At 65.8% G+C, this 24,796-nt stretch carries 23 protein-coding genes and 1 tRNA gene; 17 read left to right on the top strand and 7 right to left on the bottom strand.

What is annotated here, in order from left to right; genetic code table 11:
* The first annotated feature begins 43 nt into the window (after positions 1–43).
* Together IEW98_RS06310 and IEW98_RS06305 are read left to right on the top strand one after the other, a co-directional pair.
* Positions 44–268, top strand: coding sequence for an AbrB/MazE/SpoVT family DNA-binding domain-containing protein (locus tag IEW98_RS06310; protein WP_207792519.1), 225 nt, complete (start codon positions 44–46; stop codon positions 266–268).
* Positions 265–648: a type II toxin-antitoxin system VapC family toxin gene (locus IEW98_RS06305; protein WP_188762074.1), complete on the top strand. Its 384-nt coding sequence runs from the start codon at positions 265–267 to the stop codon at positions 646–648. Before IEW98_RS06310 ends, IEW98_RS06305 begins: the two co-directional genes overlap by 4 nt.
* On the opposite strand, the gene IEW98_RS06300 is transcribed toward IEW98_RS06305, so the two are convergent.
* The 3 genes from IEW98_RS06300 to IEW98_RS06290 form a co-directional block, all read right to left on the bottom strand.
* A complete protein-coding gene (locus IEW98_RS06300) occupies positions 645–926 on the bottom strand; it encodes a DUF427 domain-containing protein (RefSeq protein WP_188762073.1) in 282 nt (93 codons plus the stop codon). The two genes, IEW98_RS06305 and IEW98_RS06300, sit on opposite strands and share 4 nt — an antisense overlap.
* Positions 927–1,015: 89 nt before the next feature.
* A complete protein-coding gene (locus tag IEW98_RS06295; protein ID WP_188762072.1) occupies positions 1,016–2,539 on the bottom strand; it encodes an anthranilate synthase component I family protein in 1,524 nt (507 codons plus the stop codon).
* A complete protein-coding gene (locus IEW98_RS06290) occupies positions 2,526–4,421 on the bottom strand; it encodes a peptidylprolyl isomerase (RefSeq protein ID WP_188762071.1) in 1,896 nt (631 codons plus the stop codon). Before IEW98_RS06290 ends, IEW98_RS06295 begins: the two co-directional genes overlap by 14 nt.
* A 110-nt stretch (positions 4,422–4,531) precedes the next feature.
* Here IEW98_RS06290 and tpiA point away from each other — a divergent pair, with 110 nt between their 5' ends.
* From tpiA to pyrG, 5 genes are all read left to right on the top strand, one after another.
* Positions 4,532–5,257, top strand: a complete 726-nt coding sequence (gene tpiA, locus IEW98_RS06285; protein ID WP_207792518.1) for a triose-phosphate isomerase — start codon at positions 4,532–4,534, stop codon at positions 5,255–5,257.
* A gap of 318 nt (positions 5,258–5,575) precedes the next feature.
* Entirely contained in the window at positions 5,576–6,676 is a 1,101-nt protein-coding gene (locus IEW98_RS06280) for a sensor histidine kinase (protein WP_188762069.1), read from the top strand.
* A 103-nt stretch (positions 6,677–6,779) separates the two neighbouring features.
* Positions 6,780–7,121, top strand: a complete 342-nt coding sequence (gene secG / locus IEW98_RS06275) for a preprotein translocase subunit SecG (RefSeq protein WP_188762068.1) — start codon at positions 6,780–6,782, stop codon at positions 7,119–7,121.
* A complete protein-coding gene (locus IEW98_RS06270) occupies positions 7,122–8,393 on the top strand; it encodes an MFS transporter (protein ID WP_243450581.1) in 1,272 nt (423 codons plus the stop codon).
* Positions 8,394–8,568: 175 nt separating this feature from the next.
* Positions 8,569–10,203, top strand: a complete 1,635-nt coding sequence (gene pyrG / locus IEW98_RS06265; protein ID WP_188762067.1) for a CTP synthase — start codon at positions 8,569–8,571, stop codon at positions 10,201–10,203.
* Positions 10,204–10,416: 213 nt separating this feature from the next.
* Here the strand turns inward: pyrG and IEW98_RS06260 are convergent, their stop codons facing one another.
* Both IEW98_RS06260 and IEW98_RS16365 read right to left on the bottom strand, forming a co-directional pair.
* Positions 10,417–11,817 (bottom strand): substrate-binding domain-containing protein, encoded by a 1,401-nt coding sequence (locus IEW98_RS06260; RefSeq protein WP_188762066.1) that lies wholly within the window; start codon positions 11,815–11,817, stop codon positions 10,417–10,419.
* A 242-nt stretch (positions 11,818–12,059) separates the two neighbouring features.
* Positions 12,060–12,338 (bottom strand): hypothetical protein, encoded by a 279-nt coding sequence (locus IEW98_RS16365; protein ID WP_243450580.1) that lies wholly within the window; start codon positions 12,336–12,338, stop codon positions 12,060–12,062.
* On the opposite strand from IEW98_RS16365, the gene IEW98_RS16915 reads away from it, so the two are divergent.
* The 5 genes from IEW98_RS16915 to IEW98_RS06235 all read left to right on the top strand — a co-directional run bounded on the left by IEW98_RS16915 (position 12,279) and on the right by IEW98_RS06235 (position 18,379).
* Positions 12,279–12,665, top strand: coding sequence for a DUF4403 family protein (locus tag IEW98_RS16915; RefSeq protein ID WP_371870757.1), 387 nt, complete (start codon positions 12,279–12,281; stop codon positions 12,663–12,665). The two genes, IEW98_RS16365 and IEW98_RS16915, sit on opposite strands and share 60 nt — an antisense overlap.
* Entirely contained in the window at positions 12,569–13,024 is a 456-nt protein-coding gene (locus IEW98_RS16910; RefSeq protein ID WP_188762065.1) for a DUF4403 family protein, read from the top strand. The genes IEW98_RS16915 and IEW98_RS16910 overlap by 97 nt, the downstream gene beginning before the upstream one ends.
* Positions 13,025–13,194: 170 nt before the next feature.
* Entirely contained in the window at positions 13,195–15,516 is a 2,322-nt protein-coding gene (locus IEW98_RS06245) for a thiamine pyrophosphate-binding protein (RefSeq protein WP_243450593.1), read from the top strand.
* A 65-nt stretch (positions 15,517–15,581) separates the two neighbouring features.
* A complete protein-coding gene (locus IEW98_RS06240; RefSeq protein ID WP_243450579.1) occupies positions 15,582–17,195 on the top strand; it encodes a fatty acid--CoA ligase in 1,614 nt (537 codons plus the stop codon).
* Positions 17,195–18,379 carry an acyl-CoA dehydrogenase family protein gene (locus tag IEW98_RS06235; RefSeq protein ID WP_188762063.1) on the top strand — a complete coding sequence of 395 codons (1,185 nt, stop codon included), beginning with the start codon at positions 17,195–17,197 and terminating at the stop codon, positions 18,377–18,379. Before IEW98_RS06240 ends, IEW98_RS06235 begins: the two co-directional genes overlap by 1 nt.
* A gap of 44 nt (positions 18,380–18,423) precedes the next feature.
* On the opposite strand, the gene IEW98_RS06230 is transcribed toward IEW98_RS06235, so the two are convergent.
* Positions 18,424–19,653, bottom strand: coding sequence for a bifunctional alpha/beta hydrolase/OsmC family protein (locus tag IEW98_RS06230; protein WP_188762062.1), 1,230 nt, complete (start codon positions 19,651–19,653; stop codon positions 18,424–18,426).
* Positions 19,653–20,237, bottom strand: a complete 585-nt coding sequence (locus tag IEW98_RS06225) for a glutathione S-transferase N-terminal domain-containing protein (RefSeq protein ID WP_188762061.1) — start codon at positions 20,235–20,237, stop codon at positions 19,653–19,655. Before IEW98_RS06225 ends, IEW98_RS06230 begins: the two co-directional genes overlap by 1 nt.
* Before the next feature lie 153 nt (positions 20,238–20,390).
* Between IEW98_RS06225 and IEW98_RS06220 the strand changes: the two genes are divergently transcribed.
* The 5 genes from IEW98_RS06220 (at position 20,391) to IEW98_RS06200 (ending at position 24,733) form a co-directional block, all read left to right on the top strand.
* On the top strand, positions 20,391–21,323 hold the full coding sequence (locus IEW98_RS06220; RefSeq protein ID WP_188762060.1) for an ABC transporter ATP-binding protein: 933 nt from the start codon (positions 20,391–20,393) through the stop codon (positions 21,321–21,323).
* Positions 21,320–22,096 carry an ABC transporter permease gene (locus tag IEW98_RS06215; protein WP_188762059.1) on the top strand — a complete coding sequence of 259 codons (777 nt, stop codon included), beginning with the start codon at positions 21,320–21,322 and terminating at the stop codon, positions 22,094–22,096. The genes IEW98_RS06220 and IEW98_RS06215 overlap by 4 nt, the downstream gene beginning before the upstream one ends.
* A 95-nt stretch (positions 22,097–22,191) precedes the next feature.
* A tRNA-Pro gene (locus tag IEW98_RS06210) sits at positions 22,192–22,268 on the top strand.
* Positions 22,269–22,550: 282 nt separating this feature from the next.
* Complete coding sequence (locus IEW98_RS06205; protein WP_188762058.1) at positions 22,551–23,627, top strand: helix-turn-helix transcriptional regulator; 1,077 nt, start codon at positions 22,551–22,553, stop codon at positions 23,625–23,627.
* A 161-nt stretch (positions 23,628–23,788) separates the two neighbouring features.
* Positions 23,789–24,733, top strand: coding sequence for a hypothetical protein (locus IEW98_RS06200; RefSeq protein WP_188762057.1), 945 nt, complete (start codon positions 23,789–23,791; stop codon positions 24,731–24,733).
* The last annotated feature ends 63 nt before the right edge of the window (positions 24,734–24,796 follow it).

The following is a 24,796-nucleotide window of genomic DNA, read 5'->3' as shown; positions in this document are numbered from 1 at the left end:
CGCCGCATTCGTGCTACGAAATGGCTATCGATAAGGAAGTAGTATGTCCATGCAGAAACCCGAGCTCGTGACAGTTTCGCCAAAGTTCCAGGTCGTGATCCCCAAACGCCTTCGCGAGCGTGCTGGGATCAAGGTGGGGCAGCGCCTCGACATGTATGAGCGTGACGGGGTGATCGAGCTCGTCTTGGTGCTGTCGGTCAAGGCCGCGCGAGGCTTTCTCGGCAACATCGAAACCGACATCGCCAGCGAGGCAGATCGCGAAATATGACCGACTTCAACGTCGTCGACTCCAGCGGCTGGCTCGAATATTTCGGTACGGGGTCCGGCGGTGATCGGTTCGCGTCGGCGATAGAGAATTCCGCGAAGCTTATCGTGCCCACCATTTCGATCTACGAAGTGTACAAACGACTGTCGGCGCAGCGTAGCGAACATCTTTCGCTTCAGGCCGTCTCGGTTATGCGCCTTGCCACTGTCGTCGAACTCGATATCGACCTGTCACTGGCGGCGGCACGCCTCTCGAAGGCCCATAAACTCCCAATGGCCGATAGCATCATTTATGCCATCGCCCGGCGATTCGACGCCATGCTCTACACCCAGGACGCCGATTTCGACGGCCTGCCCGGCGTCCGCTATTTCGCGAAGACCTAGACGACCTTGACGCCCTTCCAGAACGCCAGACGCCCTTTGATCTCGGCCGCGGCGTCCTTGGGCTCGGCGTAATACCACGCCGCATCGACGTTCTCGGCGCCGCCGGCGACGATCGTGTAGTAGTTGGCGAGACCCTTCCAGCCGCAAACCGTCGTCGTCGCGCTCGGTTTCAACAGCGCCGGGTCGACCGCCGAAACCGGGAAATAATGATTACCCTCGACGATCACCGTGTCGTCGGTATCGGCCAGCACGATATCGTTCCAGATGGCTTTCGGCATGATGCACTCCTGTTTGTTTGACGCCTTCCTGCGCCGGCCGCGCCCGCTTGGCCAGCGGCCACGTCAGCGCACCCTTACGTCAGCAAACCCTATTGCCCGAACCCGGCCCCCGCCGCCGCGCGCAGCGCTTCCTTTGCCGCCGCGATCAGGGCTCCCGCCTTGGCCTCGCACTCGCGCTGCTCATATTCCGCGATGCTGTCGGCAACGATACCCGCACCCGCCTGGACGTGCATGACGCCGTCCTTGACCACCGCCGTCCGCAAGACGATGCACGAATCCATCGCGCCGTCGGGCGAAAAATAGCCCACCCCTCCGGCATAGGCCCCGCGCGCCTCCGGCTCGAGTTCGGCGATGACCTGCATCGCCCGCACCTTGGGCGCGCCGCTGACCGTCCCCGCCGGAAACCCCGCCAGCAAGGCATCGACGGCGTCGAACCGCGGATCGAGCCGCCCGCGCACGTTCGAGACGATGTGCATGACATGGCTGTAGAATTCGACTCCCGCCCGGTCGGTGACCGTCACCGTGCCCGGTAGTGAGACCCGCCCGGTATCGTGCCGCCCCAGATCGAGCAGCATCAGATGCTCGGCCTGTTCCTTGGCATCGGCAAGCAGCGACGCCCGGTTCGCGGCATCCTCCACGGCGTCCTTGCCTCGCGGCCGCGTCCCCGCAATCGGCCGGATGGTAACGTCGCCATCGCGCACCCGCACCAGAATCTCGGGGCTCGAACCGACGATGGCAAACCCTGGCAAGTCGAGGAAATACAGGAAGGGCGACGGGTTGATCCGCCGCAGCGCCCGATAAAGATCGAACGGCGGCAACGGAAATTCGACGCTGAACCGCTGCGCCAGCACGACCTGGAACACGTCGCCGGCAAGGATATAGTCCTTGGCGCGCGCCACCATCGCCGCATAGCGTTCGGCGCCGACAACCGGCACCGGCACGCCATCGGGCAGGGGACCTGCAACGGCGACGCGGCCCGGCAATTGCTGCGCCAGTCGCGCCTGCGCCGTTTCGATCCGCTCGACCGCCGCGTCATATTCGTCGCTGCCGCCGCTGAACACCGGCGCCACCAGGAACAGTTCGTCTTTCAACCGGTCGAACACCAGGATCAGCGTCGGCCGCACGAACACCATGTCGGGAAGCCCCAGCGGCGAGGGCGCATTCGCCGGCACCGACGCCTCGGTCAACCGCACCGCCTCATAGCCGATATAGCCGACGAGGCACGCCAGCGCCCGTGGCAGCTCGGCCGGCACCTCGGCACGCGCCTCGGCAACGAGCGCGCGCAGGGCCGCCAGCGCCCCGCCTGGCACGTCCTCGAAAGCATCGCGATCATGCCGCCACTGCCGGTTGATCTGCGAGCTGTCGCCCTCTGCCCGCCACACCAGGTCGGGATCAAGCCCGAGCAGCGAATGTCGCCCGCGAACCTGCCCGCCCTCGACCGATTCGAGCAGGAAGCTGCCGCTTTCGGCAGCGCCCAGCTTGAGCATCGCCGATACGGGCGTCTCGGTATCGGCGACGATCCGCGTCCACACCAATTGCGCGCGGCCCTGCGCCAGTTCCGCGGTAAAATGCGCGCGGTCGGGCGAAATCGCGCCGAATTTACTGGGCAACATCGGTCCCGGCCAGGCGTCGTTTCACGGCATCGATCACCGCTTCGTTGCGCCGCGAGCCCACCGTCCGCTCGGCGGCGGCGGCAAAGGCACTGGCGAACTCGTCGGGCAGCTGGCTGGCGATCTCGCGGCGGCCGGCTTCGACCAGCCCCGGGATTGCCGCCAGCTGGCCCTTGGTGACCGTATCGGCGTGGATCATCACCCAGCCTTGCGGGCTCGGCAGCACGTTGACCGTCCCGGCAGGCGTGCTCAGGAACGCCTGCACGACCGGCGGCACCTGCGGCTGCTGCGCCACGTCGATGCGGCGACCCGCCAACGGCTGTGCCGGCGGCAGGCCTTGCGCGGCGACGGCCTCGGCGAAATTGCCGCCCTTTTTCACCGCGGCGACGATGGCATCGGCTTTCACCCGCGCCGTCTTCAACGCCTTGTCGCGCGCCGCGCCCGCAGTCACGAGTTCGCGCACCTGCGCCAGCGGCGGCGCTGCCGACGGCAGGATCTGCATCGTCTCGATCACCGCCAACCGGCCTTCACCCAGGTCCTCGACCGCGGCGCCCTCGCCCGGCTCATGCCGGAAAGCCCGATCCGCCAGCAGCGCCAACGGCCCTGCCAGGGGCGCAGCACCGGTCGCTGTGCCGTCCTTGGCAACCGCCGCCTGCGACACCACCACGAGCCCGTTTTCCTTGGCGAGATCGGCAAAGCTCTTGCCCGCCTCGACCCCGTCCTCGATCTTTGCGACCAATGCGGCGACGGCATCCTCGCCGGCGCGAGTCCGCAGTTCTGCCTCCACCGCGGGACGCGCTGCCGCCAGCGACTTGCCTGCCGCGCCGACGCTTTCGACGCGAACGACGTGCCAGCCGAAATCGCTCTTGATCGGCGCCGTGATGCCGCCCGCCGGCGCTGCGAACGCTGCCGCTGCAACCGCCGCGCTTGTCGCCTGGGCAAAGCCCGACTGCGACTGCTCGCCGAGCGTGATGTCGGCCGTGCCGAAACCCGCCAGCCGCTCGGCCGCCTTGGCAAAACCCTCGGTTGCCGCCGCCGCCGCGATGGCGCGCGCCTTGGCCTCGTCGGGCACGACGACCTGCTGCAGACGCCGGGTCGCGGCGCCGCCGTATCTGGCCGGATCTTTTGCAAACGCAGCGGCGATCTGTGCATCGGTTACTACGCCACTGGCGGCAACAGCGGCGCTGTCGATCAAGGCATGTCGGAAGCCCCGGCGCTCGGGCAGCATCAACTTGCCCTTGTTATCGGCATAGAATTTGGTGATTTCGGCCTCGGTCGGCGCCGGGCCGGCGACCAGCGGCACCAGCGCCACGGCACCGCGATGCTCGTCGACGAGCAGCTGTGCATAAGGCTGCGCCATCCCCGCCGGCACGCCGAGCGCCGCTGTTACCGGGGTCAGCAACTGCTGGCGCACCAGGTCGCCGTGGATGCCGTCATTCAATTCGCGGTCGGTGATCCGCTGCTGCGCCAGCACCCGGCGATACGTCGCATCGTCGAACTTGCCGCCGACCTGGAACGCCGGAATCGCTGCGATCTGCGCCCCGACGGCGCGGTTCGACACCGAAAGGCCTGCCTGCGCGCCCAGTTGTTCCATTGCGGCCTGGCCGATCAGCTGGCCGGCGGCGGCATCGACGCCGCCCTGCTGCGCCAGTTCGGCCTGGGTGATCGCCGGATTGCGTTCACGCGCCGACCGCGACACCCGCTCGAACGCCGACAGCAATTCGGTCTCGGTTATCGTCTTCTTGCCGACCTTGGCGACCGAACCCTGCGGCGCCCCGCCGCCAAAGGGATCGCCAACGCCGGTCACGGCAAAAGCGACCACCACCAAGCCGAGCAGGACGATGACCGGCCAGCTCGTCAACCAGCGGCGAATGAAAGAGATCATGGATATCCGGACACAAAGACAGTGAAGCTGTGCGCGGGTTGTAACGGCGGCGCGGGCTTGTCACAAGGCACCGCGAACATAGTCCCCCGGAGCGCTCAATGTCCCCCCCAATGCAGCCGCTGATCGTCGGAAACTGGAAGATGAACGGTCTTGTCGCCGCACTGGGTGAATTGTGGGGCATGTCGCAAGCCAGGCCCGAAACCGAGATCTGGATCGCCCCGCCGTTCACCCTCATCGACCGCGCTGTCTCACTGGCAGCCGGCCGCATCGCCATCGGCGGCCAGGATTGCCACCATTCCACATCGGGCGCCCACACCGGCTGTATCTCCGCCGCCATGCTCGCGGACAGCGGCGCCAAATTCGTCATCACCGGCCACAGCGAACGCCGCACCGACAATCACGAAACCGACGCCCAAGTCCGCGCCAAGACCATCGCCGCCCGCGCCGCCGGCCTGACGGTCATCGTCTGCGTCGGCGAAACCGAGGCCCAGCGCGACGCCGGCGCCCACGAATCCACCGTCACCGAGCAACTCGACGCCTCGCTCCCGGATGACCTCACCGACATCATCATTGCCTACGAACCCGTCTGGGCAATCGGCACCGGCCGCACCCCGACCCCGGAAGACGTCGCCGCCATGCACGCCCATATCCGCGCCAACCTCGTCGCCCGGTTCGGCGAAGCAGGGCAGGGCGCCCGCATCCTCTACGGCGGCTCGGTAAAACCCGAAAACGCCGCACTCCTGCTCGGCCAGCCCAACGTCGGCGGCGCCCTCGTCGGCGGCGCCAGCCTTATCGCCACCAGCCTCCTCGCCATAGCTGCAGCAGCAAGCGCCTGAACGTCCTCTCCCAGCCTTCGGCCTCAAGGTGATCGTCAACGGCGGAAAAGGCTTGCCCCGTCGACGCTGTCCCGCCGGGCCGGAGATCCCCTTCATCTCGCGACAGGCCATGGCCGTGCCGGCTTGGCGGTACCCTTCGAGGAAAGCCCCATGCGCCAGTAGAGACCCACGCGCCGCCACCGAGGCTGTATACGGCGTCGTTCCCTGTCTGTAGTAGCTGGCGATAGTGCATGGCAGGCGCGCAAATTGGGCAATTCTGACTTGAAGCGGGCGATCAAGGTCTATGATGTCAACGAGAGCATCTGAGTTGACCGGACGATGAGAGCGCCTGTTCACCCGCGCGAGCATCCACGACTTGCCGCTTTGCAGGACTACGCCATTCTCGACACGCCGCGCGAGCAGGACTTCGACGATATCGTCGCGCTCGCGGCCGCATTGTGCGCGGCGCCGGCGGCGCAGATCAACTTTATCGACAGCGTCCGCCAATGGTCGAAAGCCGAGGTTGGCGTCGGGGTGCAGGAGCTGCCGCTCACCGTTTCGATCTGCGCCCATGCCATCCTGGAAGACGATTACGTCGAAATTGCCGACCTGCGAGAAGATGTGCGGACCCGCGACAATCCTGTTTGTACGGGCCCCCCGCATGTGCGCTTTTATGCGGGCATTCAGCTCCGCAGCGATGACGGTTACCCGGTCGGGACGCTTTGTGTTCTCGACATGCAGCCGCGTGTTCTCGACACGGTGCAGCGGCAGGCGCTCCGCGTTCTGGCATCCCAGGTCGTCGCCCAGCTCGATCTTCGTGCTGCCCTGTCGAACGAAATTATCCTGCGCCGCGAAATAGACCATCGCGTCAAAAACTCGCTGCAGACGGTCAACGCGTACGTCCGTCTCGAACGAACGGCATCGGCCAACCCGGAGACCGTGTCGGCGCTGCGCGGCATCGAGCAGCAGATCGGAACGATCGCCGCCTTGCACGAGCTGCTCGCTCACAGCGACGACGCGGGGCAGATCGATCTCGGTCGCTACCTTGGTGAAATTACCGATCTGCTGAAGGGCGTTGTGCCAAAGACCATCGGCGTCACGGGCCGGTTCGAGGATGTCGACAGCAACGCGAAGGTCGCATCCCTTATCGGGCTGATAATCAATGAACTGATCGCCAACGCCGTAAAGCACTCGTTCAAGGACACGAGCGGCAGCATCGTAATTGCCGGAGAACTGTCCGCCGAGGGCATGTATTTGCTTACGGTGCAAGACAATGGCGTCGAGGCTATCGAACCTAAAATCCCGAACAAGCGCGATGGATTGGGACAGTCCATCATCGACGCCACAGTCCGACAACTGGGTGGTTCGATTGTCAGGACAATGACATCCGCCGGTTACCGAACCGTAGTAAAATTCGATCACAGAACAATGTTCGAATGATAAACCGGCATATGATCAGCTTGTGCCCCCCGCAGTTGCCCTTCCGCCCCCGTATCGCTACATCGCGCCCATAGTTCCGCATTCCGCGCCCGAAAGTTCCGCCGTGATCACCTTCCTGCTCGTCGTCCACACGCTCATCGCCATTGCGCTGGTCGCGGTCATCCTGCTGCAGCGGTCGGAAGGCGGCGGGCTCGGCATCGGCGGCGGCACCGGTGGCGGCATGATGTCGGCGCGCGGCGCAGCCAACCTGCTGACCCGCTCGACCACCATCTTGGCGGCTCTGTTCATCGTCTCGTCGATCGTTCTCGCCGTCCTCGCCGCCGGGACCAACAAGCCCAAGGCCGTCGACACCAGCCTTGCCGGTTCGATCCCGACGCGTACCGCGCCCGCGACGCCGACCCCAGTCGCGCCGCCTGTCGAAACCGGCGTCCCGCTCGCCCGCTAGGTGGCCGACGGGGCTCCCTCGCAGATCAGGCAGATCGCCGGCGGCGCAGCCGGCAACCTCGTCGAATGGTTCGACTGGTACGCCTATTCGGCTTTCGCGCTCTATTTCGCCCCCGCCTTCTTCCCCAAGGGCGACACCCTCGCCCAGGCACTCAACACCGCCGGCATCTTCTTCATCGGCTTTTTGATGCGCCCGATCGGCGGCTGGCTGCTCGGCCTCTACGCCGATCGGCAAGGCCGCAAGGCTGCCCTCACTCTCTCGGTCGCCCTGATGTGCGCCGGCTCGCTGCTCATCGCCATCGCCCCGACCTATGCGCAGATCGGCATCGGCGCCCCGATCATCCTGCTCGTCGCCCGGCTGGTCCAGGGCCTGTCGGTCGGCGGTGAATACGGCGCGTCCGCAACCTTCATGTCCGAAGTCGCCGAGGAACGCCGCCGCGGCTTCCTCGCCAGCTTCCAGTACGTCACCCTCATTGCCGGGCAACTCCTCGCGCTCGGCCTGCTCATCGTCATGCAGGCGGTGCTGACCGAGGCCGAGCTGATGGACTGGGGTTGGCGCGTACCCTTTGTCGTCGGCGCCCTGTGCGCGGTCGTCGTATTCTTCCTGCGCCGCGGCCTCGTCGAAACCGCCGCCTTCAAGGCCGTCACCGCCGCCGAGCACAAGGGCCTCATGCGTCGGCTCCTCGCCCACCCGCGCCCGCTGCTAACCGTGCTCGCGCTCACCGCCGGCGGCAGCCTCGCCTTCTATACCTTCACCACCTACATGCAGAAATACCTCGTCCTCTCCGCCGGCTGGAGCAAGATCGACGCCACTCGCATCTCGGCGTTCGCGCTGCTCGGCTACATGTGCCTGCAACCCCTTGTCGGCGCGCTTTCCGACCGCATCGGCCGCCGGCCCTTGCTGATCATTTTCGGCGTCCTCGGCACCATTCTCACCGTCCCCGCCATGCACGCCATCGGCGGCGCCACCGACAGATTGTCGGGCTTCATCCTTATCATGGCCGCGCTGACAGTGCTCAGCTGCTACACCGCCATCTCCGGCCTGGTAAAAGCCGAGATGTTCCCCGCCAACATCCGCGCGCTCGGCGTCGGCCTCCCCTACGGCATCGCCGTAGCGATCTTCGGCGGCTCGGCCGAATATGTCGCGCTGGCCTTCAAATCCGCCGGCCACGAATCCGGCTTCTTCTGGTATGTCAGTATCATGTGCGCCGTCGCCCTGACCGCCGCCTACCTCCTCCCCGACACCAAGAAACACAGCAAAATCGAAACCTGACTTGTCCTCCCCCTCGAGGGGGGAGGCGAGAGACGGCCCCTTGGCCGGCCCGGGTGGGGGTGTCTCCCCGTCCAAACACAAGCACCACCCCGCCCCAGAATCCCACCTTATCCCCACCAAAATCGCCACCCCCCCCTAGCCACGCTGCCCCAACCGCGGCTAAGGCTATCCTCCCATGACCCGGTTTATTTTCATCACCGGCGGCGTGGTCTCATCGCTTGGTAAAGGCCTGATGGCCGCCTCGCTCGCGGCCCTCCTCCAGGCACGCGGCTTCACTGTCCGCATCCGCAAATTCGATCCGTATCTCAACGTCGATCCTGGAACGATGTCGCCGTACCAGCACGGCGAAGTCTATGTGACGGACGACGGCGCCGAGACCGATCTCGATCTCGGCCATTACGAACGCTTCACCGGCGTCGCGTCGCGGCAGACCGACAACATCACCTCGGGCCGCGTTTACCAGGACATCATCATCAAGGAACGCCGCGGCGAATTCCTCGGCGCCACCGTCCAGGTCATCCCGCACGTCACCGACGCCATCAAGCAGTTCGCCCTCGCCGAAACCGATGGCCTCGACTTCGTCCTCTGCGAGATCGGCGGCACCGTCGGCGACATCGAATCGCTGCCCTTCCTCGAAGCCATCCGGCAGCTATCCGCCGATGTCGGCCGCACCAACGCCGTCTATATCCACTGCACGCTGGTGCCCTATCTCGCCGCTGCCGGCGAACTCAAGACCAAGCCGACCCAGCACAGCGTCGCCGAACTGCGCGGCATCGGCATCCAGCCGCATGTGCTGGTCTGCCGCTCCGAACACCCGCTGCCGGACAGCGACCGCGCCAAGATCGCGCTGTTCTGCAACGTCGCCAAGGAAGCCGTCATCGCCGCCCTCGATGCCGCCAGCATCTACGACGTGCCGATGCAGTATCACGCCGAAGGGCTGGACGACGAAGTCCTCAAGGCGTTCGGCATCACCGATGCCCCGCGTCCCGACCTGACCAAATGGCAGGAGATCACCCATAGTTTCCACAATCCCGAAGGCGAAGTCACCATCGGCGTCGTCGGCAAATACACCGGCATGAAGGACGCCTATAAATCGCTGACCGAGGCGCTCGTCCACGGCGGCATCGCCAACCAGGTCAAGGTCAACATCCGCTGGCTCGAGGGCGAATTGTTCGAAAGCCCCGACGCCGACATCATCGCCCAGCTCGAACCGATGCACGGCATTCTCGTCCCCGGCGGCTTCGGCGAGCGCGGCACCGAAGGCATGATCGCCGCGGTGCATTTCGCTCGTGATCGCGAAGTGCCGTATTTCGGCATCTGCCTCGGCATGCAGCTCGCCTGCATCGAGGCAGCGCGCAACCAGGCCGGCGTCACGGGCGCCGGCACCACCGAATTCGGCCCGACGGCGGAACCCGTCGTTGGCATGATCACCGAATGGATGAGCGCCGCCGGCCTGCAGACCCGCGCCGCCGACGGCGATCTCGGCGGCACCATGCGGCTCGGCGCCTATGACGCGAAACTCGACGGCAACAGCGTCGCCGCCAGCCTGTACGGAAGCACCGAGATCTCCGAGCGCCACCGTCACCGCTACGAGGTCAACGTCCACTACCGCGACCAGCTCGAAGCTTCGGGGCTGATCTTCTCCGGCATGTCCCCTGACGGCCTCCTCCCCGAGATCGTCGAGCGGCCGGATCATCCCTGGTTTCTCGGCGTCCAGTTCCACCCCGAACTGAAATCCAAGCCCTTCGACCCCCACCCCCTGTTCGCCGGCTTCATCGCCGCGGCAGTCCGGCAAAGCCGGCTGGTCTAGCTTATCCTTCCCCTTGAGGGGGGAGGCGAGAGACGCGTCTTCACGCGGCCCGGGTGGGGGTGGTCCCCCGCAGTGCCAGAGCCCCCGCTCGCAAGCCCCAGCGGCTCGATCCTGTTTCGCTGATCCCGCGCATTCAGGATCAGTTCGCTCATCCCGAGCGAAGTCGAGGGACCCACCGCCCCGACCACAAGCAGCAGACATCGCCCCGAACACCTACCGCCGAACCCAGATCTCCACCCGCCGGTTATAATTCCGTCCCGCCGCTTCCGCATTGCTCGCCACCGGCAGCGCCCCGCCGAAGCCCCGCACCAGCCCAACGCGCAATCCGCGTTCGGCCAGCGCCGTCGCCACCTGCCGCGCGAGCCCGGTCGACCGCGTCATGTCCATGCCGGCCTCGCGCGGCGTATCGTCGAACCCGATCAACACGATGCGATCCGCCGTTACCCGCTCGCCGATCATCCGCGCCGCGACCCGGTCCAGATCCCCGGTGCTGCGGCTTTCGAAATCCATACTTCCCGGCTTGAACCGGAAATTCGCCGATAGTCGTTCGGCATCGATGACCAGCCCGACATATTCCGGCGGCGCCCCCGGCGGCAGCGGGTCGGCATAGCGCCGGATCACCAGCGGCAGGAACCCCGCCGACGCAACGATTTCCTGGCCCGCGGCCGACCCGGCAAAGGCCATGAATTCAGGCACATCGGGCAGCACGCTGTGCGGCTGGCGGTACAGGTACAGCGGCCGCGCGAGGACATAGTCACCGCTCGCGATCGCCAGCGGCGTCGGCAGCACCGCCAACCCGTCCTCCGGCCCGATCGGCACCGCGCGCGTGCCGAGCAGCATGACCGGGTCGACGACGCCGATCGCCGCCGGGTCGTCGGCCACCGCCGCTGCGATCTCCGCCGCGCTGCCATATTGCCGGGCATCACGCGTCAACATGCGGCCGCCCAGGACCATCGCGGCCAGTGCGTCGTCGTCGGCCATCCCCGGCAACGGCGCCACCACGCGGATCGGGCCGGGCCGGCCGCCGATCGCGCCGAAATCGTCGATCCGGCCATCGAACACCGCCGCCAGCTGCTGCGGTGAAAGCCGCGCGATCGGGTTGGACGGATGCACGATGATGGCAATGGCATCGATACCGATGACCTGCTCGTTGACCGCCGACAGCATGTCATCGCCACCGCGCGCGCGCAGATTTTCGACCTCCGTGTCGTTCAACCGCCGCGTCATCAACGCGACATCGACGTCGTCTTGGACCAGCCCGGCGATGGCGACGCTCGATCCCGGCGCCGCGATCGGGATGTTGACGGCGCGATCGCCGAAACTACATCCATAGACCGCACGGTGGCCGGTATCGCTGCGGACCTGCGGCTCGGCACAGCCGCTGCGGCGCAGATATCCGGCGACCAACGCCGATGCCAGCCGCTCGCCGGCGCCGGCGGTATCGCCGACGCGCAGGATCGTCGCCGACATCGCGCCGAACGCGCTCTGTTCGGCATTGTCGTCCCGAAATCCCCCCGACCCGGTGAACAGGCCAAGGAACAGCCCGGCGACGATCAGTACGGCGACACCTGCCGTCAACCCGATCAGGCGCCAGGACAGCTTGCGCGGGGTCACTTCCGGCTTTGGCAGCTTCACGCTCGGCCCGAATATGGTCAATTCACTGCGGCACTGCGAACATTCGAACCCAGCTCCGGGCGCGACCGATATCGGGGTCTTCGCATCGGCGAGGCCGCAGCGACCGGCGTTCATGCAACGCCCCACCCGGACGTCGCCGCTCATATCCGGCCCATGCTGGTCACCGCTTCGTCCCCCGGCCTGGTATCGCTGCACGCCCCCGCACTGCAATTACCCGGCCATCACGCTGTGCGGCGCATGGTATCGAAGGTCAAGCGAACGCCGTTTTGCATTTGGCGGTCGCCATGCCATGAACCGATGTCACCTCGGCGACGGGGGCCGCAACCGATGCTAGCAGTTCGACTGAACTGCCCAGCCGCCGGCACCGGCGCACGCGCCTTCGCCGTGCTGTTGTTGCTGCTGGTCGCCGCTTCACCTTCGCCGGCAAGGCCGACCCAGAACTGCACAGGCTGATCCGAAAGATCGAGGCCGACATCCCCCGCCACATCGACTGGCTGCATTCGTGCGCCCGGCTCGAGGCCGGCTGGAAACTCGGCTTCACCGAAGTCCTGCTCAACCGCAAAAACCCGCCGGTGTGGCTGCGCGTCACCCCGCAGCGGCTCCGCTACGAAGGCTATCGCTTCGCCGGCGGCGACGTCATCCTCGAACTGGCCGCGATGGCGAACACCGAAACCTTCGTCGGCAACCGCCCGCCATCGGTGCCGTCAAGCCGCGCTTCGGCGAAGTCACCATGTCCACCACCCAAGCCAACCGCCTCGCCATCGGCGTTGAAATGTCGGTCGACACGCCGCGCCAGCTTGTCGACGTCAAGGGCACCGTGTGGCTGACGGGCGTACCGCACAACAGTCCCGGCTCGCAGCGTGTCACCGTCACCGACCTGCGTATCGACGGCCGCCCCGAATCGCCGGCCTTCGGGGTGCTGCTTGCGGTTGCCCAGTCGGACAGGGTGATGGCCCAGCTGAAGGGCGCACTGTCGCAGGATTTCGCCCGCGACTATGCCAAGGTCATTACTGCGGCGACCAAGGCCATCAGCCAAAAACGCGTCGGCGATTTTGTCGTCAAGGCGCAAGTCGACAACGTCATCAACGGCGCCGTGGTGCCGGTGGGGCAGGGGCTTTACATGCCGGTCGACGTCACCGGAAAAGGCGCGCTGACCTTCGATCCCGAGCCAAAAACGACGCGATAATTTCGACCTTTTCCCCAGACATGCTCGCCACTATCTCGAAAACACCGGTTCGAGGCCGCTGAACTGCTCCGGACAGGGCTATGAACGACCGCCGACCGCCCCGCAAACGTCCCGAAAAGCCCAGGAATCGCCCCGTGATCGAAACCGCCACGCAGACCGACACCATCACCATGATCGAGCAACTCGACGACCGGCTGCGCTGGCTTTCGGCATGGACGATCCACAACGCCAACCACCTCCGCCCCAGCCGCGACGGCGTCAAGGTCGGCGGCCACCAGGCCAGCTGCGCCTCGATGTCGACGATCATGGCGAGCCTCTATTTCGCTGGCCTCGGCCCCAACGACCGCGTCGCCGTCAAGCCTCACGCCGGGCCGCTGCTCCACGCCATCCACTATCTCCTCGGCAACCAGTCGCTCGACAAGCTGAAAGGTTTTCGCGCATTAGGCGGCGCGCAAAGCTACCCAAGCCGTACCAAGGACAGCATCCCCGTCGATTTTTCGACGGGCAGCGTCGGCCTCGGCGTCGCCGTCACGGCCTTCGCCAGCCTCGTCCAGGACTATCTCATTGCCCATGGTCAGCTCCCCGCCGACAGGGCCGGCCGCATGATCGCGCTGATGGGCGACGCCGAACTCGACGAAGGCAATATCTACGAATGCCTGATCGAGGGTTACAAGCACAATATTCGCAATTGCTGGTGGGTCGTCGACTACAACCGCCAAAGCCTCGACCACACCACCGCCGACCGCATGTTCCGGAGATTCGACGATATTTTCGAAACCTGCGGCTGGCGGGTCATCACGCTCAAGCACGGAAAGCGCCAGAAAGCCGCCTTCCTGGAACTCGGCGGCAGCGCCCTCGAAGCCTGGATCGACGGTTGCCCCAACGTCGATTTCGCCGCGCTGACCTACCAGGGCGGCGCCGCGTGGCGGACGCGATTACTGGCTGATATCGGCCAGAAAAACGGCACCCCGGCGTTGCTCGCCCGCCGCGACGATGCCGAACTGGCCCGGTTGATGACCGACCTCGGCGGCCATTGTGTCGAATCTCTCCTCGGCGCGTGGCGGGAAGCCGCCGCAAGCGACCGCCCGGCATTGATCATCGCCTACACGATCAAGGGCAAGGGCCTGCCGCTGGCGGGCCACAAGGACAACCACGCCGGCCAGATGAACGCTCCGCAAATGGCGGCCTTGCGCACCTCGCTCGGCATCGCCGAAGGCGACGAATGGCAGCCCTGGGCCGGCCTCGGCGATAACCAGGTCAAGGCGTTGCAGGCGTTCGTCGCCGCCTCACCTGCCGCAACATTGCCGCAGGACCGGGATTTTTCGGCCGTGTCCGTTCCGAGAATCGCCGTCCCCGACGGCGTTGAACAATCGACCCAGGCCGCCTTCGGCCGCATCCTGCTGGAGATCGCCAAGGCCGGCGGCCCGCTGTCGGATCGCATCGTCACGACCTCGCCCGACGTCACCGTCTCGACCAATCTCGGCCCCTGGGTCAACGCCCGCGGCCTGTTCCGCCGCGCCGCGCTCGAAGACGTTTTCCGTGCTGCGAAGATCCCCAGCCCGCAGAAATGGCGCGGCGACGACGCCGGCCAGCACATCGAGCTCGGCATCGCCGAAAACAATCTTTTCCTCATGCTCGCCGCCGCCGGCCTCGCGGCTCCGCTGTTCGGCACCCGCCTGATTCCAGTGGGTACGGTCTATGATCCCTTCATCGCCCGCGGTCTCGATGCACTCAATTACGCCTGTTACCAAGACGCCCGGTTCCTTCTCGTCGCGACGCCGTCCGGCCTGACGCTGGCGCCCGAAGGCGGTGCCCACCAGTCGATCAACCCGCCGCTCATCGCCATGGGCCAGCCCGGCCTCACCATGTTCGAACCCGCCTATGCCGACGAACTCGCCGCGCTGATGCATTGGAGCTTCAACCATTTGCAGGAACCGGACGGCGGCTCGGTGTACCTCCGCCTGACCACCCGCAACCTCGTCCAGATCGCTCGCGACAACGACGACTGGCGCGCCGGCAGCATCGCCGGCGGATATTGGCTCAAGACCCCGGGGCAGGGCGCCCAGGCAGCCATCGTCGCCATGGGCGCGCTCATCCGCGAAGCTCTCGCCGCCTGGGAGGAGCTCAGTGCCGAAGTCCCCGGCCTCGGCCTGCTTGTCGTCACCTCGCCCGACCTCCTTCACCGCGGCTGGAGCGCAGCCGGTGCTGGCCGATGGAATGGCGATGACCGACTGTCGCACATCGAAGAATTGCTCGGCGCATTGCCCGCCGGTGCCAGGCTCGTCTCCCTGCTCGATGGTTCGCCCGCCGCATTGTCATGGCTCGGCGGTGTCCGCGGCCACCGCGTCGTGCCCCTTGGCGTCGATCGCTTCGGGCAGACCGGCGACTTGCCCGACCTCTACCGCGAATACCGCCTCGACGCCGATGCCATAATCGCCGCCGTCGCCGACGCCCTTGTCGGCCGCGATGAACCAGCAAGACCTACAGGCTGACAGCCGGCCTGAATCTCCGCTAGCATGCCGCTCGACGCCCGGATCACCGGCGCGAGGGAGTGAAGATGAAGCTCGACGACGCAAGACCATTGGCCGTCGCCGGCGGCCTCGACCTGGCTGATATGCAGACCCTCGGCGACGTGACGCGCGGCCATGCAGCGGTGCGCCCAGACGCGACCGCGTTCGAATTCGAAGGGCGTCATACCAGCTTTGCAGCGCTCGACGCGCACACCAACCAGGTCGCCAATGCGCTGGCCGCGGCGGGCATCGCGCAAGGCCGACGCATCGCCTACCTCGGCAAAAACAGCGACCATTATTTCGAACTTTTGCTCGGGGCGGCAAAGGCCGGGGTCGTCATGGTCCCCGTAGGTTGGCGGTTGGCCCCGGCGGAAATGGCCTTCATCATCAACAACTCGGAAGCGGCGTTAGTGTTCGTCGGTGGCGAGTTCGCCGACATGGTCGTCGCCCATTCCGCCGAGCTCGAGGGCCGCACCGTCATCGCAATGGAAGCCGGCTCGGCGTTCCCGACCTTCGAAAACTGGCGCGACGCCCAGGCCAGCATCGCGCCCGACGTCATCGTCCAGCCCGGCGACGTGACCATTCAGCTTTACACTTCGGGCACAACCGGCCGGCCCAAGGGCGCGATGCTTACACATGACAATTTGCTCACCGGGCGCCGGCTTGGCCGCGAGCACCCGATGGACTGGAACGACTGGGGGCCCGACGACGTCAGCCTCGTCGCCATGCCGGTTGCGCATATCGGCGGCACCGGCTGGGGGCTGGTCGGCCTCGTCAACGGCGCCAAGGGCGTCATCGCGCGTGAATTCGACCCGCTCAAGGTGCTCGATTACATCGAGAACGACCGGGTCTCGAAGATGTTCATGGTCCCCGCCGCACTGCAGATCGTCGTTCGCCAGCCGCGGGCCCGGCAGGTCGATTACAGCCGGCTCAAATACATTCTCTACGGCGCCTCGCCGATTCCGCTCGACCTTTTGCGGGAGTGCATCGAAGTGTTCGGCTGCGGCTTTTGCCAGCAATACGGCATGACCGAGACCACCGGCACCATCGTCTATCTGCCGCCCGAGGACCATGACCCCGCCGGCAACACGCGGATGCGCTCCGCCGGCTTGCCGATGCCCGGCGTCGAGATCCGCATCCTCGGCGACGATGGCAATCCGGTCCCGGCCAATGCTGTCGGCGAAGTGGCGACGCGTTCCTATGCCAATATGCGCGGCTACTGGAAGCTCGACGAAGCGACCGCCGCGACCATCGCCCCCGACGGCTGGCTGCGCACCGGCGATGCCGGCTACCTCGACGACGACGGCTATCTGTACATCCACGACCGGGTCAAGGACATGATCATCACCGGCGGCGAGAACGTCTATCCGGCCGAAGTCGAAAGCGCGATCTACGGCCATCCCGCTGTCGCCGAAGTCGCCGTGATCGGTGTCCCCGACGACAAATGGGGCGAGGCGGTCAAGGCGGTCGTCGTCGCCAAACCCGGCGCCGTCATCGACGAAACCGACATCATCGCCTTCGCCAGGACCCGCATCGCCGCCTTCAAGGCGCCCAAGTCGATCGACGTCATCGACGCCCTGCCGCGCAACGCCTCGGGCAAGATCCTGCGCCGAGAACTGCGCGATCCGTACTGGGCCGGCAAGACGCGGCGGGTCAACTGATGCTCGTCCAGCTTTCCCCCGAGGACCTGGCGTTCCGCGACGAGGTCCGGGCCTTTCTCGCCGAGCGACTGACGACCGAGCTTCGCGAAGTCGGCCGGCGGATGACGTCGGTCTTCGTCGACCGCGACTACAACCTCGCCTGGCAGGCGATCCTCAACGAGAAAGGCTGGGCCGCGCCCGACTGGCCGACCGAGTACGGCGGCCCGGGCTGGAGCGAGACCCAGCGCTGGATATTCGCCGGCGAATGCGCCGCCGCCTCTGCTCCCGGACTCGCCCCGCAGGGCCTGAAGATGGTCGCCCCGGTGCTCATGCGCTACGGCACCGAGGAACAGAAACGCCATTATCTGCCGCGCATCCTGTCGGGCGAGGACTATTGGTGCCAGGGCTATTCCGAGCCCGGCGCCGGGTCCGATCTCGCCTCGCTGCGGATGTCGGCGATCGGCGACGGCGACGATTACGTGCTCGACGGCTCCAAGATCTGGACCACCCACGCCCATTTCGCCAACCGCATCTTCTGCCTTGTCCGCACCTCGACAACCGGCAAGCCGCAGGCGGGCATTACCTTCCTGCTCATCGACATGGCCAGCCCCGGCATCACCGTGCGGCCGATCATCTCGCTGTCGGGCGACCATGAGCTCAACCAGGTTTTTTTCGACAATGTCCGCGTGCCCAAGGCCAACCGCGTCGGCGCTGAAAACGATGGCTGGACCGTCGCCAAGGTGCTGCTCGAGTTCGAACGCGGCGGCCGCGCCTCGTCGGGCCTCAAGGTCGGCATCCAGCGCGTCGAGGACCAGGCGCGCGCCGAAGGTCTCATGGACGAACCGCACTACCGGCAGCGCGTTGCCGAACTGAAGGTCGCCATTGCCGCCATCGAGATGACCGAGCAGCGCATCCTCAGCGCCTTTGTCGGCGGCGGCAACCCGGGGTCGCTGTCGTCGCTGCTCAAGATCCAGGCCACCGAGGCCATGCAGAAAGTCGACGAACTCGCGGTCGAGGTGGCCGGCCTCTACGGCGCCGTCGAACAGACCGCTGCGCGGCAGGCGCTCAGCCAGATGGCCTATGTCGGGCCCGAAAGCGCGCTGACGGCTGTGCCGCGCTACTACAACAACCGCGCAGCCTCGATTTACGGCGGGTCGAATGAAATCCAGCGCAACCTGATCGCCAAGCTGCTGCTTGGCCTATGAGGCGAAATCAGCTCTGATCTGAGGGTGTCAGGCCCTGTCCCCCGTCAGTTCCCGGGAAGAACGAGCGTCCCGGCGTCGGCCATATGCGCCGCCCGAACATCGACGCTGTCGAAACGCGTGCCCTGCTCCAGGATGCGATGCACCGGGCAGCGGTCGGCGACGCGGCCCAGCGCGGCGCGCTGTTCATCGTCGATGTCGCCTTCGATGGTGATCTGCCGCACCAGCACGTCGGGCTGGGCGGTGCCGGCCTCGTACCGGTGCGCGACGCCGGTGCGAATGCGACCGATCGGCCAGCCCTTCTTCTCCGCATACATCCGCAGCGTCATGGTCGAGCATGCCGCCAGCGCCGCGCACAACAGGTCATACGGCGTCGCGCCCGCTCCCAGCCCGCCCATGCTTTCAGGCTCGTCGGCGATGAAATCTGCCGTGCCGGCGCGCATGGCGACGTCGAACCTGCTCGCACCCGTTTCCTCGGCCTCGGCATCGAACGCGCTCGCGTCATCGCTGGCCGGTTCGCCGAGGTAACGGCCGGCCCAGACGCCGATCATGTCGGCAACGAATTCGGCATCGCGCGCACGGGACAGGAGATGGTCGGCGCCCTCCAGCGAGACAAAGCTCTTGGGGTGATGCGCGGCGAGATAGATGCCGGTGGCGGCGTCGATGCCGACCACCGCGTCACCTGGGGCGTGCAGGATCAGCAACGGTCGCCCCAATGCTGCAATGCGCCCCCGCTGGTCCTGATGGCGGACGTCCTCGATGAATTTTCGGCCGATGGTGAACGGTCGCCCACCAAGGGTGACGCCGGCGCTGCCGCTGCGCTCGATGTCGGCGATGGCAGCCGGCGACAGCTGGTGAAGGACGTTGGCGACATCGAATGGCGCCGCGATCACCGCGACGGCGCGGATGTCGGGCAGGTGCCCGGCCGCTGCAAGCGCCGCCGCCCCGCCGAGGCTGTGCCCGACGAGCAGGGTCGGCGGCATTCCGGCGGCCGCCATGGCGCCGGCGGCCGCGACCAGATCGTCGACGTTCAGGCCGAAACCGCTATCGACGAAATCGCCGTCGCTGTCGCCCAGCCCGGCAAAGTCGAAGCGCAGCACGCCGATGCCCGCGCCCGCCAACCCCCGCGCGATCCGCACAGCCGCCAGATTGTCCTTGCCGCAGGTAAAGCAGTGGGCGAACACCGCCCAGGCCCTCGCGCGCCCCACCGGAAGCTCGAGCCGCCCCGACAATTGCTGCCCGGCGGCGTTGGCAAAGGTGAAAGGGCGAGTGGGCATCAGGCCAGGCCCTCGGCCTTCAATGTCGCCAGCACCGCCGGCCGCGCCTTCAACCGCGCCAGCACGCCGACAAGTGCGCCGGGGATGACGATGCCAAGACGCTCGGCCCAGAGCATCGTCACCAGCAGGTAGAAATCGGCGACACTCGGCGCGTCGCCGAACAAATAGTCGCTCGTGACGCGCTCGGCGAAATAGGTCATGCGCTTGGTGACATACGCTCCGGCGTCGGCCTTTTCGCTATCGCCGCCGCCGCCAAAGAACGGCTTGAAGCTCTTGTGGATCTCGCTGGAAATGAACGCCAGCGCTTCCAGCAGCCGGGTGCGGCCGAGCGGTCCTTCAAGGCCAAGCTGCGGATATTGGCTCGCCAGATAGTCGAGCACGGCGACGTTCTCGGTAAGCAGTTCGCCGTTGTCGAGGATCAGCACCGGGACATAGCCCTCGGCCGTGATGGCGTTGAAATCGGCGCCGGAAGCCGTCCGCTTGGCCTTGAGATCGACGCTCTCGCTGTCGAACGCCGCGCCGGCTTCGTGCAGGGCAACATGGGCGGCAAGGCTGCAGGCGCCGGGCGAAAAATACAACTTCATCGAACCATCCTTCGAGCAGGGCAGGGGCCAATGCCCTACGCTGGACAGATTACACCGTCTTGGCAACCGGTGCCCCCGCCGCGACAGGCAATCGGTTGCAAGCCCCCGGCATTAGGCTAAGCCGTCTCCAGCTTCACGGCCTGGCAGTATCAGATGCAATCGATCATCAGCATAAAGGGAATCGAGAAGACCTATGCCGGCGGCTTCCGCGCGCTCAAGGGCGTCGACCTGGACATCCGGCGCGGCGAGATCTTTGCGTTGCTCGGCCCCAACGGCGCCGGCAAGACGACGCTGATCAGCATCATCTGCGGCCTTGTCAACGCCACGGCGGGTTCGATCAGCGTCGATGGCCATGATATCGTCCGCAATTACCGGCAGGCGCGCGCCACCATCGGGCTGGTCCCGCAGGAACTCCACACCGACGCCTTCGAGCGTGTCCGCGATACCGTGGCGTTCAGCCGCGGCCTGTTCGGGCACGCTCCAGACGCGGCACTCGTCGAGCGTATCCTCCGCGACCTGACGCTGTGGGACAAGCGCGACGCACAGATCAAGGAACTGTCGGGCGGCATGAAACGCCGCGTCATGATCGCCAAGGCGCTGGCGCACGAGCCCCGCATCCTGTTCCTCGACGAGCCCACCGCCGGCGTCGATGTCGAGCTGCGCCGCGACATGTGGGGGCTCGTCCGCGCGCTCCGCGATACCGGCGTCACCATCATCCTGACGACACATTACATCGAGGAAGCCGAGGAAATGGCCGATCGCGTCGGCGTCATCAACAACGGTGAGCTCGTCCTCGTCGAGGACACGTCGGCGCTGATGAAAAAGCTCGGTACCAAGGAGCTGACCGTCCTGCTCGCCGAACCGCTGGCCGCGCTGCCGCCCGAACTTGCCGACTGGCGGCTCGAGCTCAACGCCGACGGCCGCGAGCTCCGCTATGTCTTCGACCGGCACGCCGATCGCACCGGCATCCCCTCGCTGCTGGCGCGCCTGCGCGATCTCGGCATCGCCTTTACCGATCTCAACACCAGGCAGAGTTCGCTCGAGGATATCTTCGTCAGCCTGGTCAGTGATCGGCGGCCGGCATGAACATCCAACGCATCAACGCCCGCGGAATCTGGTCGATCTACCGCTTCGAGATGCACCGCTTCAAACGCACCCTGTGGACCGGCCTCGCGGTGCCAGTGATCACCACATCGCTCTATTTCGTCGTCTTCGGCACCGCGATCGGCTCGCGGATGACCGAGATCAACGGCATCGACTATGGCAGTTTCATCGTCCCCGGGCTGATGATGCTGTCACTGTTCAACGAATCGATCTTCAACGCCTCGTTCGGCATCCACATGCCGCGCTTCACCGGCACAATCTACGAATTGTTGTCGGCGCCTCTGTCGGCGTTCGAGACCGTGCTTGGCTTCGTCGGCGCCGCCGCAACCAAGGCCACGATCGTCGCGCTGGTCATCCTGCTGACGGCGAACCTGTTCGTCGACGTGCGCGTCGAACATCCGTTTCTCATGTTCGCCTATCTCGTCCTCGTCGCGGTCACCTTCTGCCTGTTCGGCTTCATCATCGGCATCTGGGCCAAGGGGTTCGAGCAGCTCCAGATCATCCCGCTGCTGATCGTCACCCCGCTGACCTTCCTCGGCGGCGCCTTCTACTCGATCGACATGCTCCCCGAACCGTGGCGGACGATCACGCTGTTCAATCCCGTCGTCTATCTCATCAACGGCTTCCGCTGGACCTTCTTCGGCACCGCCGATGTCGCCGTCGGCATCAGCCTTGCCGCCACCGCCGCCTTCCTGCTCGCCTGCCTCGTCGCCATCTGGTGGATCTTCCGGACCGGCTATCGGCTCAAGGCCTGATTTGCGGCTGATTCCTGGGGATAACGCCGCTTCATTCCTGTTCGCCGCCGCTCCGCTGTTGCATCGCCGCAAATTTCCCCCTAGTGAGCCCTCGTCGGGGAGTGGCGCAGCCTGGTAGCGCATCTGGTTTGGGACCAGAGGGTCGCAGGTTCGAATCCTGTCTCCCCGACCATCAAAACCCATCATGTCGAAATCGGATGGTAGCACGCGCCGCGCCCGGCCGCTGTGTGCATGGCGCAGCAGTGTCGTGCCAGACGCCAATCATCGCGCTGTCAGTACACAAAGACACTGCATTCCGGTGCCTTGCTCCCGATGACTAATTCGGGGGTGCGGCGCCTGTTGTCTTACCCATTATTGGTATGGAACGTCACAATGCAAAATCGGTTATTTGGAGACTAAGCGGCAGGGGAGGTTGAAGTTGCGGACGATGCAGCAGTCCGTGGGTTTCGGCTCGATGGAACTTATCGAAGTTGCTGCCCACCGCGCCGCGCCGCGCGAGATAGATAAAATCTTGGAACTGGTCCTGTCGGCGGCAAATGCGGCGGCCGTCGCCTTTTATCCGGTCGTGCCGGGCGCCGGTCTGGGCACGGTGATCGCCGCCGCCGGACGCGCCGACAGATCCGGCATCTACACGCCCGAGGCGCTTGCCGGCCTGCTCCGCCACTCCTTGCTCGAACAGATCGAATGCTCGTCCCACGCCCTCGTGATCGGCTTCGAGCCGACACCTGCCGCTCATTTTGCCTTGTGCCTGTTAAGGGATCCCGGCCAGTCGCGCTTCACCCGAACCGAAGCGCGCGCGCTCAATCGTCTTTACCCCTGGCTTGCTGGCTGGATCGACCTGTGGTGCCGGAACCAGCGGCAATCGTCACAGGCCCACGCCTTGCGCAGCGCCATGTCGGCGTCGCCCTTCGGCATCATGCTGGTCGGCGCCGATTGTCACTTGTTCGAAGCCAACCGCAGTGCCCACGCCCTGCTTGCCGACGGTGACGGGCTGCTCCAGGCCGACCGCCGCGTCCGCGCCGTCCTGCGCGCGGACCAGCTGCGACTGGCCGACACCGTCGGCAGCGTCGCCGAGGACGGAAGGCCGAGCGGCATGATGCCGCCGGTGCTGCAAATCCGCCGCCAGGGCCGCCACCCACTGGCGGTTGCCGCAATGCCGGTCGAGCGCGCGGGCAATGACGATGATCCGTCGGTGATCCTCTATATCGTTGATCCTGAGCTCGACGTGCAGCCCCTGCTCGCGGGCGCCTGCCAGCTTTATGGTTTCAGACCCACCGAGACCCGTCTCGTCCATCATCTCGTCGCCGGCCGCAGCCTTGGCGAGGCGGCGACGCGAATGCGCGTCCAGCACGAAACCGCGCGAGTCTATCTCAAGCAGGTCTTCTCCAAGACCGGCGTGCACCGGCAGGCAAATCTTGTCCGCCTGATGCTGCTCAGCATGATGCCGGTGCCCGGCGATGTCGATCGGATGGCAACTGCCCCCCCAAACAGGGTGGCCGATTTTTCCGAACGGGGAGCATCAAAGAATTAGCCGTCTATCTATCCAGTACGGGCTTGGCGGCCGTTCGCCAGGTGATCACGGGCGGCGCACTGACCAGAGAGTCAGCACGTCGGCCGATCCTCGGGAGGGCGCGAAATCGCACGATTTCGTGGGGGGATCTGCAGATCGCACTTTGGCAACAGGATCAAATCATGAAAAAGACACTGTTACTCACGGCGTCGCTGGCGGCGCTGGTATTGTCCGGGGCTGCATCCGCCCAGGTCGTGCCCGACACTATTCGCACGACAAACTCCTACAACAATAATTCGACGACTTCGGTCGCCGACTCCGGCAACGACAATTCGACAGCGACCTACAGCGCGACGGTTGCCGATTCGGGCAACGACAATTCGACGACGACGACCGACGCCAGCGACAATTCGAACAGCTCGACCAATGATTCGGGCAACGACAGCTCGGACAATTCGTCGACCGACAACAGTTCGGTGGGCGCCGGCACGGTTGGCGCCAACAATGGCGGCTCCGCGACCGACAATTCGGATCGCTCGTCGACGACTTATAATTCGAACGACCAGCGGACGACCAACACCACCACCAACACCGACAACAGCGACAATTCCACGACCGACAACACGGACAACACCGACAACAGCGACAATTCCAACAACTCGGTCAATGATTCGAACAACGACAGTTCGGATAATTCGGTCGACGGTTCGTACAACGACAATTCGTCCGACAGCTCGCTGGCCCAGACCGGCGCTGCCACGACGACGACGCCCGGCAGCTCGGCCGTCAGCAACCAGTTCGGCGGCGGCTCGGTCGTCTCGACTGCCAGCCTTGCCGGTTATGTCACCGGCAACTCGGTCGCCTACAACGGCAGCAGCGGCGGCAGCGGTGGCAGCACCGGCACCCCCGGTGGCGATGGCGGCGGCACCCCCAGCGGTTCGTCGACTGGCGGCACCGGCACCAGCGGCGCGGTCGACAACAGCCTGAACGTCTCGGGCTCGGCCTTCCAGAACTTCGCCGGCCTGCAGTCGCTCAACATGAACACCGGCGTCGCAGCGTCGCAAAACGCGGCGGTCAGCGTCGCGGTCTCGGCAGGCGGCATCAGCCTTGGTGGCGTCACGCAGTAGCGCGCCGGTTAAAACGACCGGCACGCAGCAGCGCGCCGTTCAAGCAGCCGGCACGCAGCAGCG

This window comes from Sandarakinorhabdus glacialis (genome assembly GCF_014643455.1).
In the GTDB taxonomy this organism is placed as follows: domain Bacteria; phylum Pseudomonadota; class Alphaproteobacteria; order Sphingomonadales; family Sphingomonadaceae; genus Sandarakinorhabdus; species Sandarakinorhabdus glacialis.
Note: the sequence above shows the minus strand (reverse complement) of the source record. Positions and strands in the feature narration are given on the sequence as shown.

Coding starts and splice junctions, on each gene's coding strand:
- IEW98_RS06310 (WP_207792519.1), top strand. CDS start 44: ATGTCCATGCAGAAACCCGAGCTCGTGACAGTTTCGCCAAAGTTCCAG.
- IEW98_RS06305 (WP_188762074.1), top strand. CDS start 265: ATGACCGACTTCAACGTCGTCGACTCCAGCGGCTGGCTCGAATATTTC.
- IEW98_RS06300 (WP_188762073.1), bottom strand. CDS start 926: ATGCCGAAAGCCATCTGGAACGATATCGTGCTGGCCGATACCGACGAC.
- IEW98_RS06295 (WP_188762072.1), bottom strand. CDS start 2,539: ATGTTGCCCAGTAAATTCGGCGCGATTTCGCCCGACCGCGCGCATTTT.
- IEW98_RS06290 (WP_188762071.1), bottom strand. CDS start 4,421: ATGATCTCTTTCATTCGCCGCTGGTTGACGAGCTGGCCGGTCATCGTC.
- tpiA (WP_207792518.1), top strand. CDS start 4,532: ATGCAGCCGCTGATCGTCGGAAACTGGAAGATGAACGGTCTTGTCGCC.
- IEW98_RS06280 (WP_188762069.1), top strand. CDS start 5,576: ATGAGAGCGCCTGTTCACCCGCGCGAGCATCCACGACTTGCCGCTTTG.
- pyrG (WP_188762067.1), top strand. CDS start 8,569: ATGACCCGGTTTATTTTCATCACCGGCGGCGTGGTCTCATCGCTTGGT.
- IEW98_RS16365 (WP_243450580.1), bottom strand. CDS start 12,338: ATGCAGCCAGTCGATGTGGCGGGGGATGTCGGCCTCGATCTTTCGGAT.
- IEW98_RS16910 (WP_188762065.1), top strand. CDS start 12,569: ATGTCCACCACCCAAGCCAACCGCCTCGCCATCGGCGTTGAAATGTCG.
- IEW98_RS06245 (WP_243450593.1), top strand. CDS start 13,195: ATGATCGAGCAACTCGACGACCGGCTGCGCTGGCTTTCGGCATGGACG.
- IEW98_RS06240 (WP_243450579.1), top strand. CDS start 15,582: ATGAAGCTCGACGACGCAAGACCATTGGCCGTCGCCGGCGGCCTCGAC.
- IEW98_RS06235 (WP_188762063.1), top strand. CDS start 17,195: ATGCTCGTCCAGCTTTCCCCCGAGGACCTGGCGTTCCGCGACGAGGTC.
- IEW98_RS06230 (WP_188762062.1), bottom strand. CDS start 19,653: ATGCCCACTCGCCCTTTCACCTTTGCCAACGCCGCCGGGCAGCAATTG.
- IEW98_RS06225 (WP_188762061.1), bottom strand. CDS start 20,237: ATGAAGTTGTATTTTTCGCCCGGCGCCTGCAGCCTTGCCGCCCATGTT.
- IEW98_RS06220 (WP_188762060.1), top strand. CDS start 20,391: ATGCAATCGATCATCAGCATAAAGGGAATCGAGAAGACCTATGCCGGC.
- IEW98_RS06215 (WP_188762059.1), top strand. CDS start 21,320: ATGAACATCCAACGCATCAACGCCCGCGGAATCTGGTCGATCTACCGC.
- IEW98_RS06205 (WP_188762058.1), top strand. CDS start 22,551: ATGGAACTTATCGAAGTTGCTGCCCACCGCGCCGCGCCGCGCGAGATA.
- IEW98_RS06200 (WP_188762057.1), top strand. CDS start 23,789: ATGAAAAAGACACTGTTACTCACGGCGTCGCTGGCGGCGCTGGTATTG.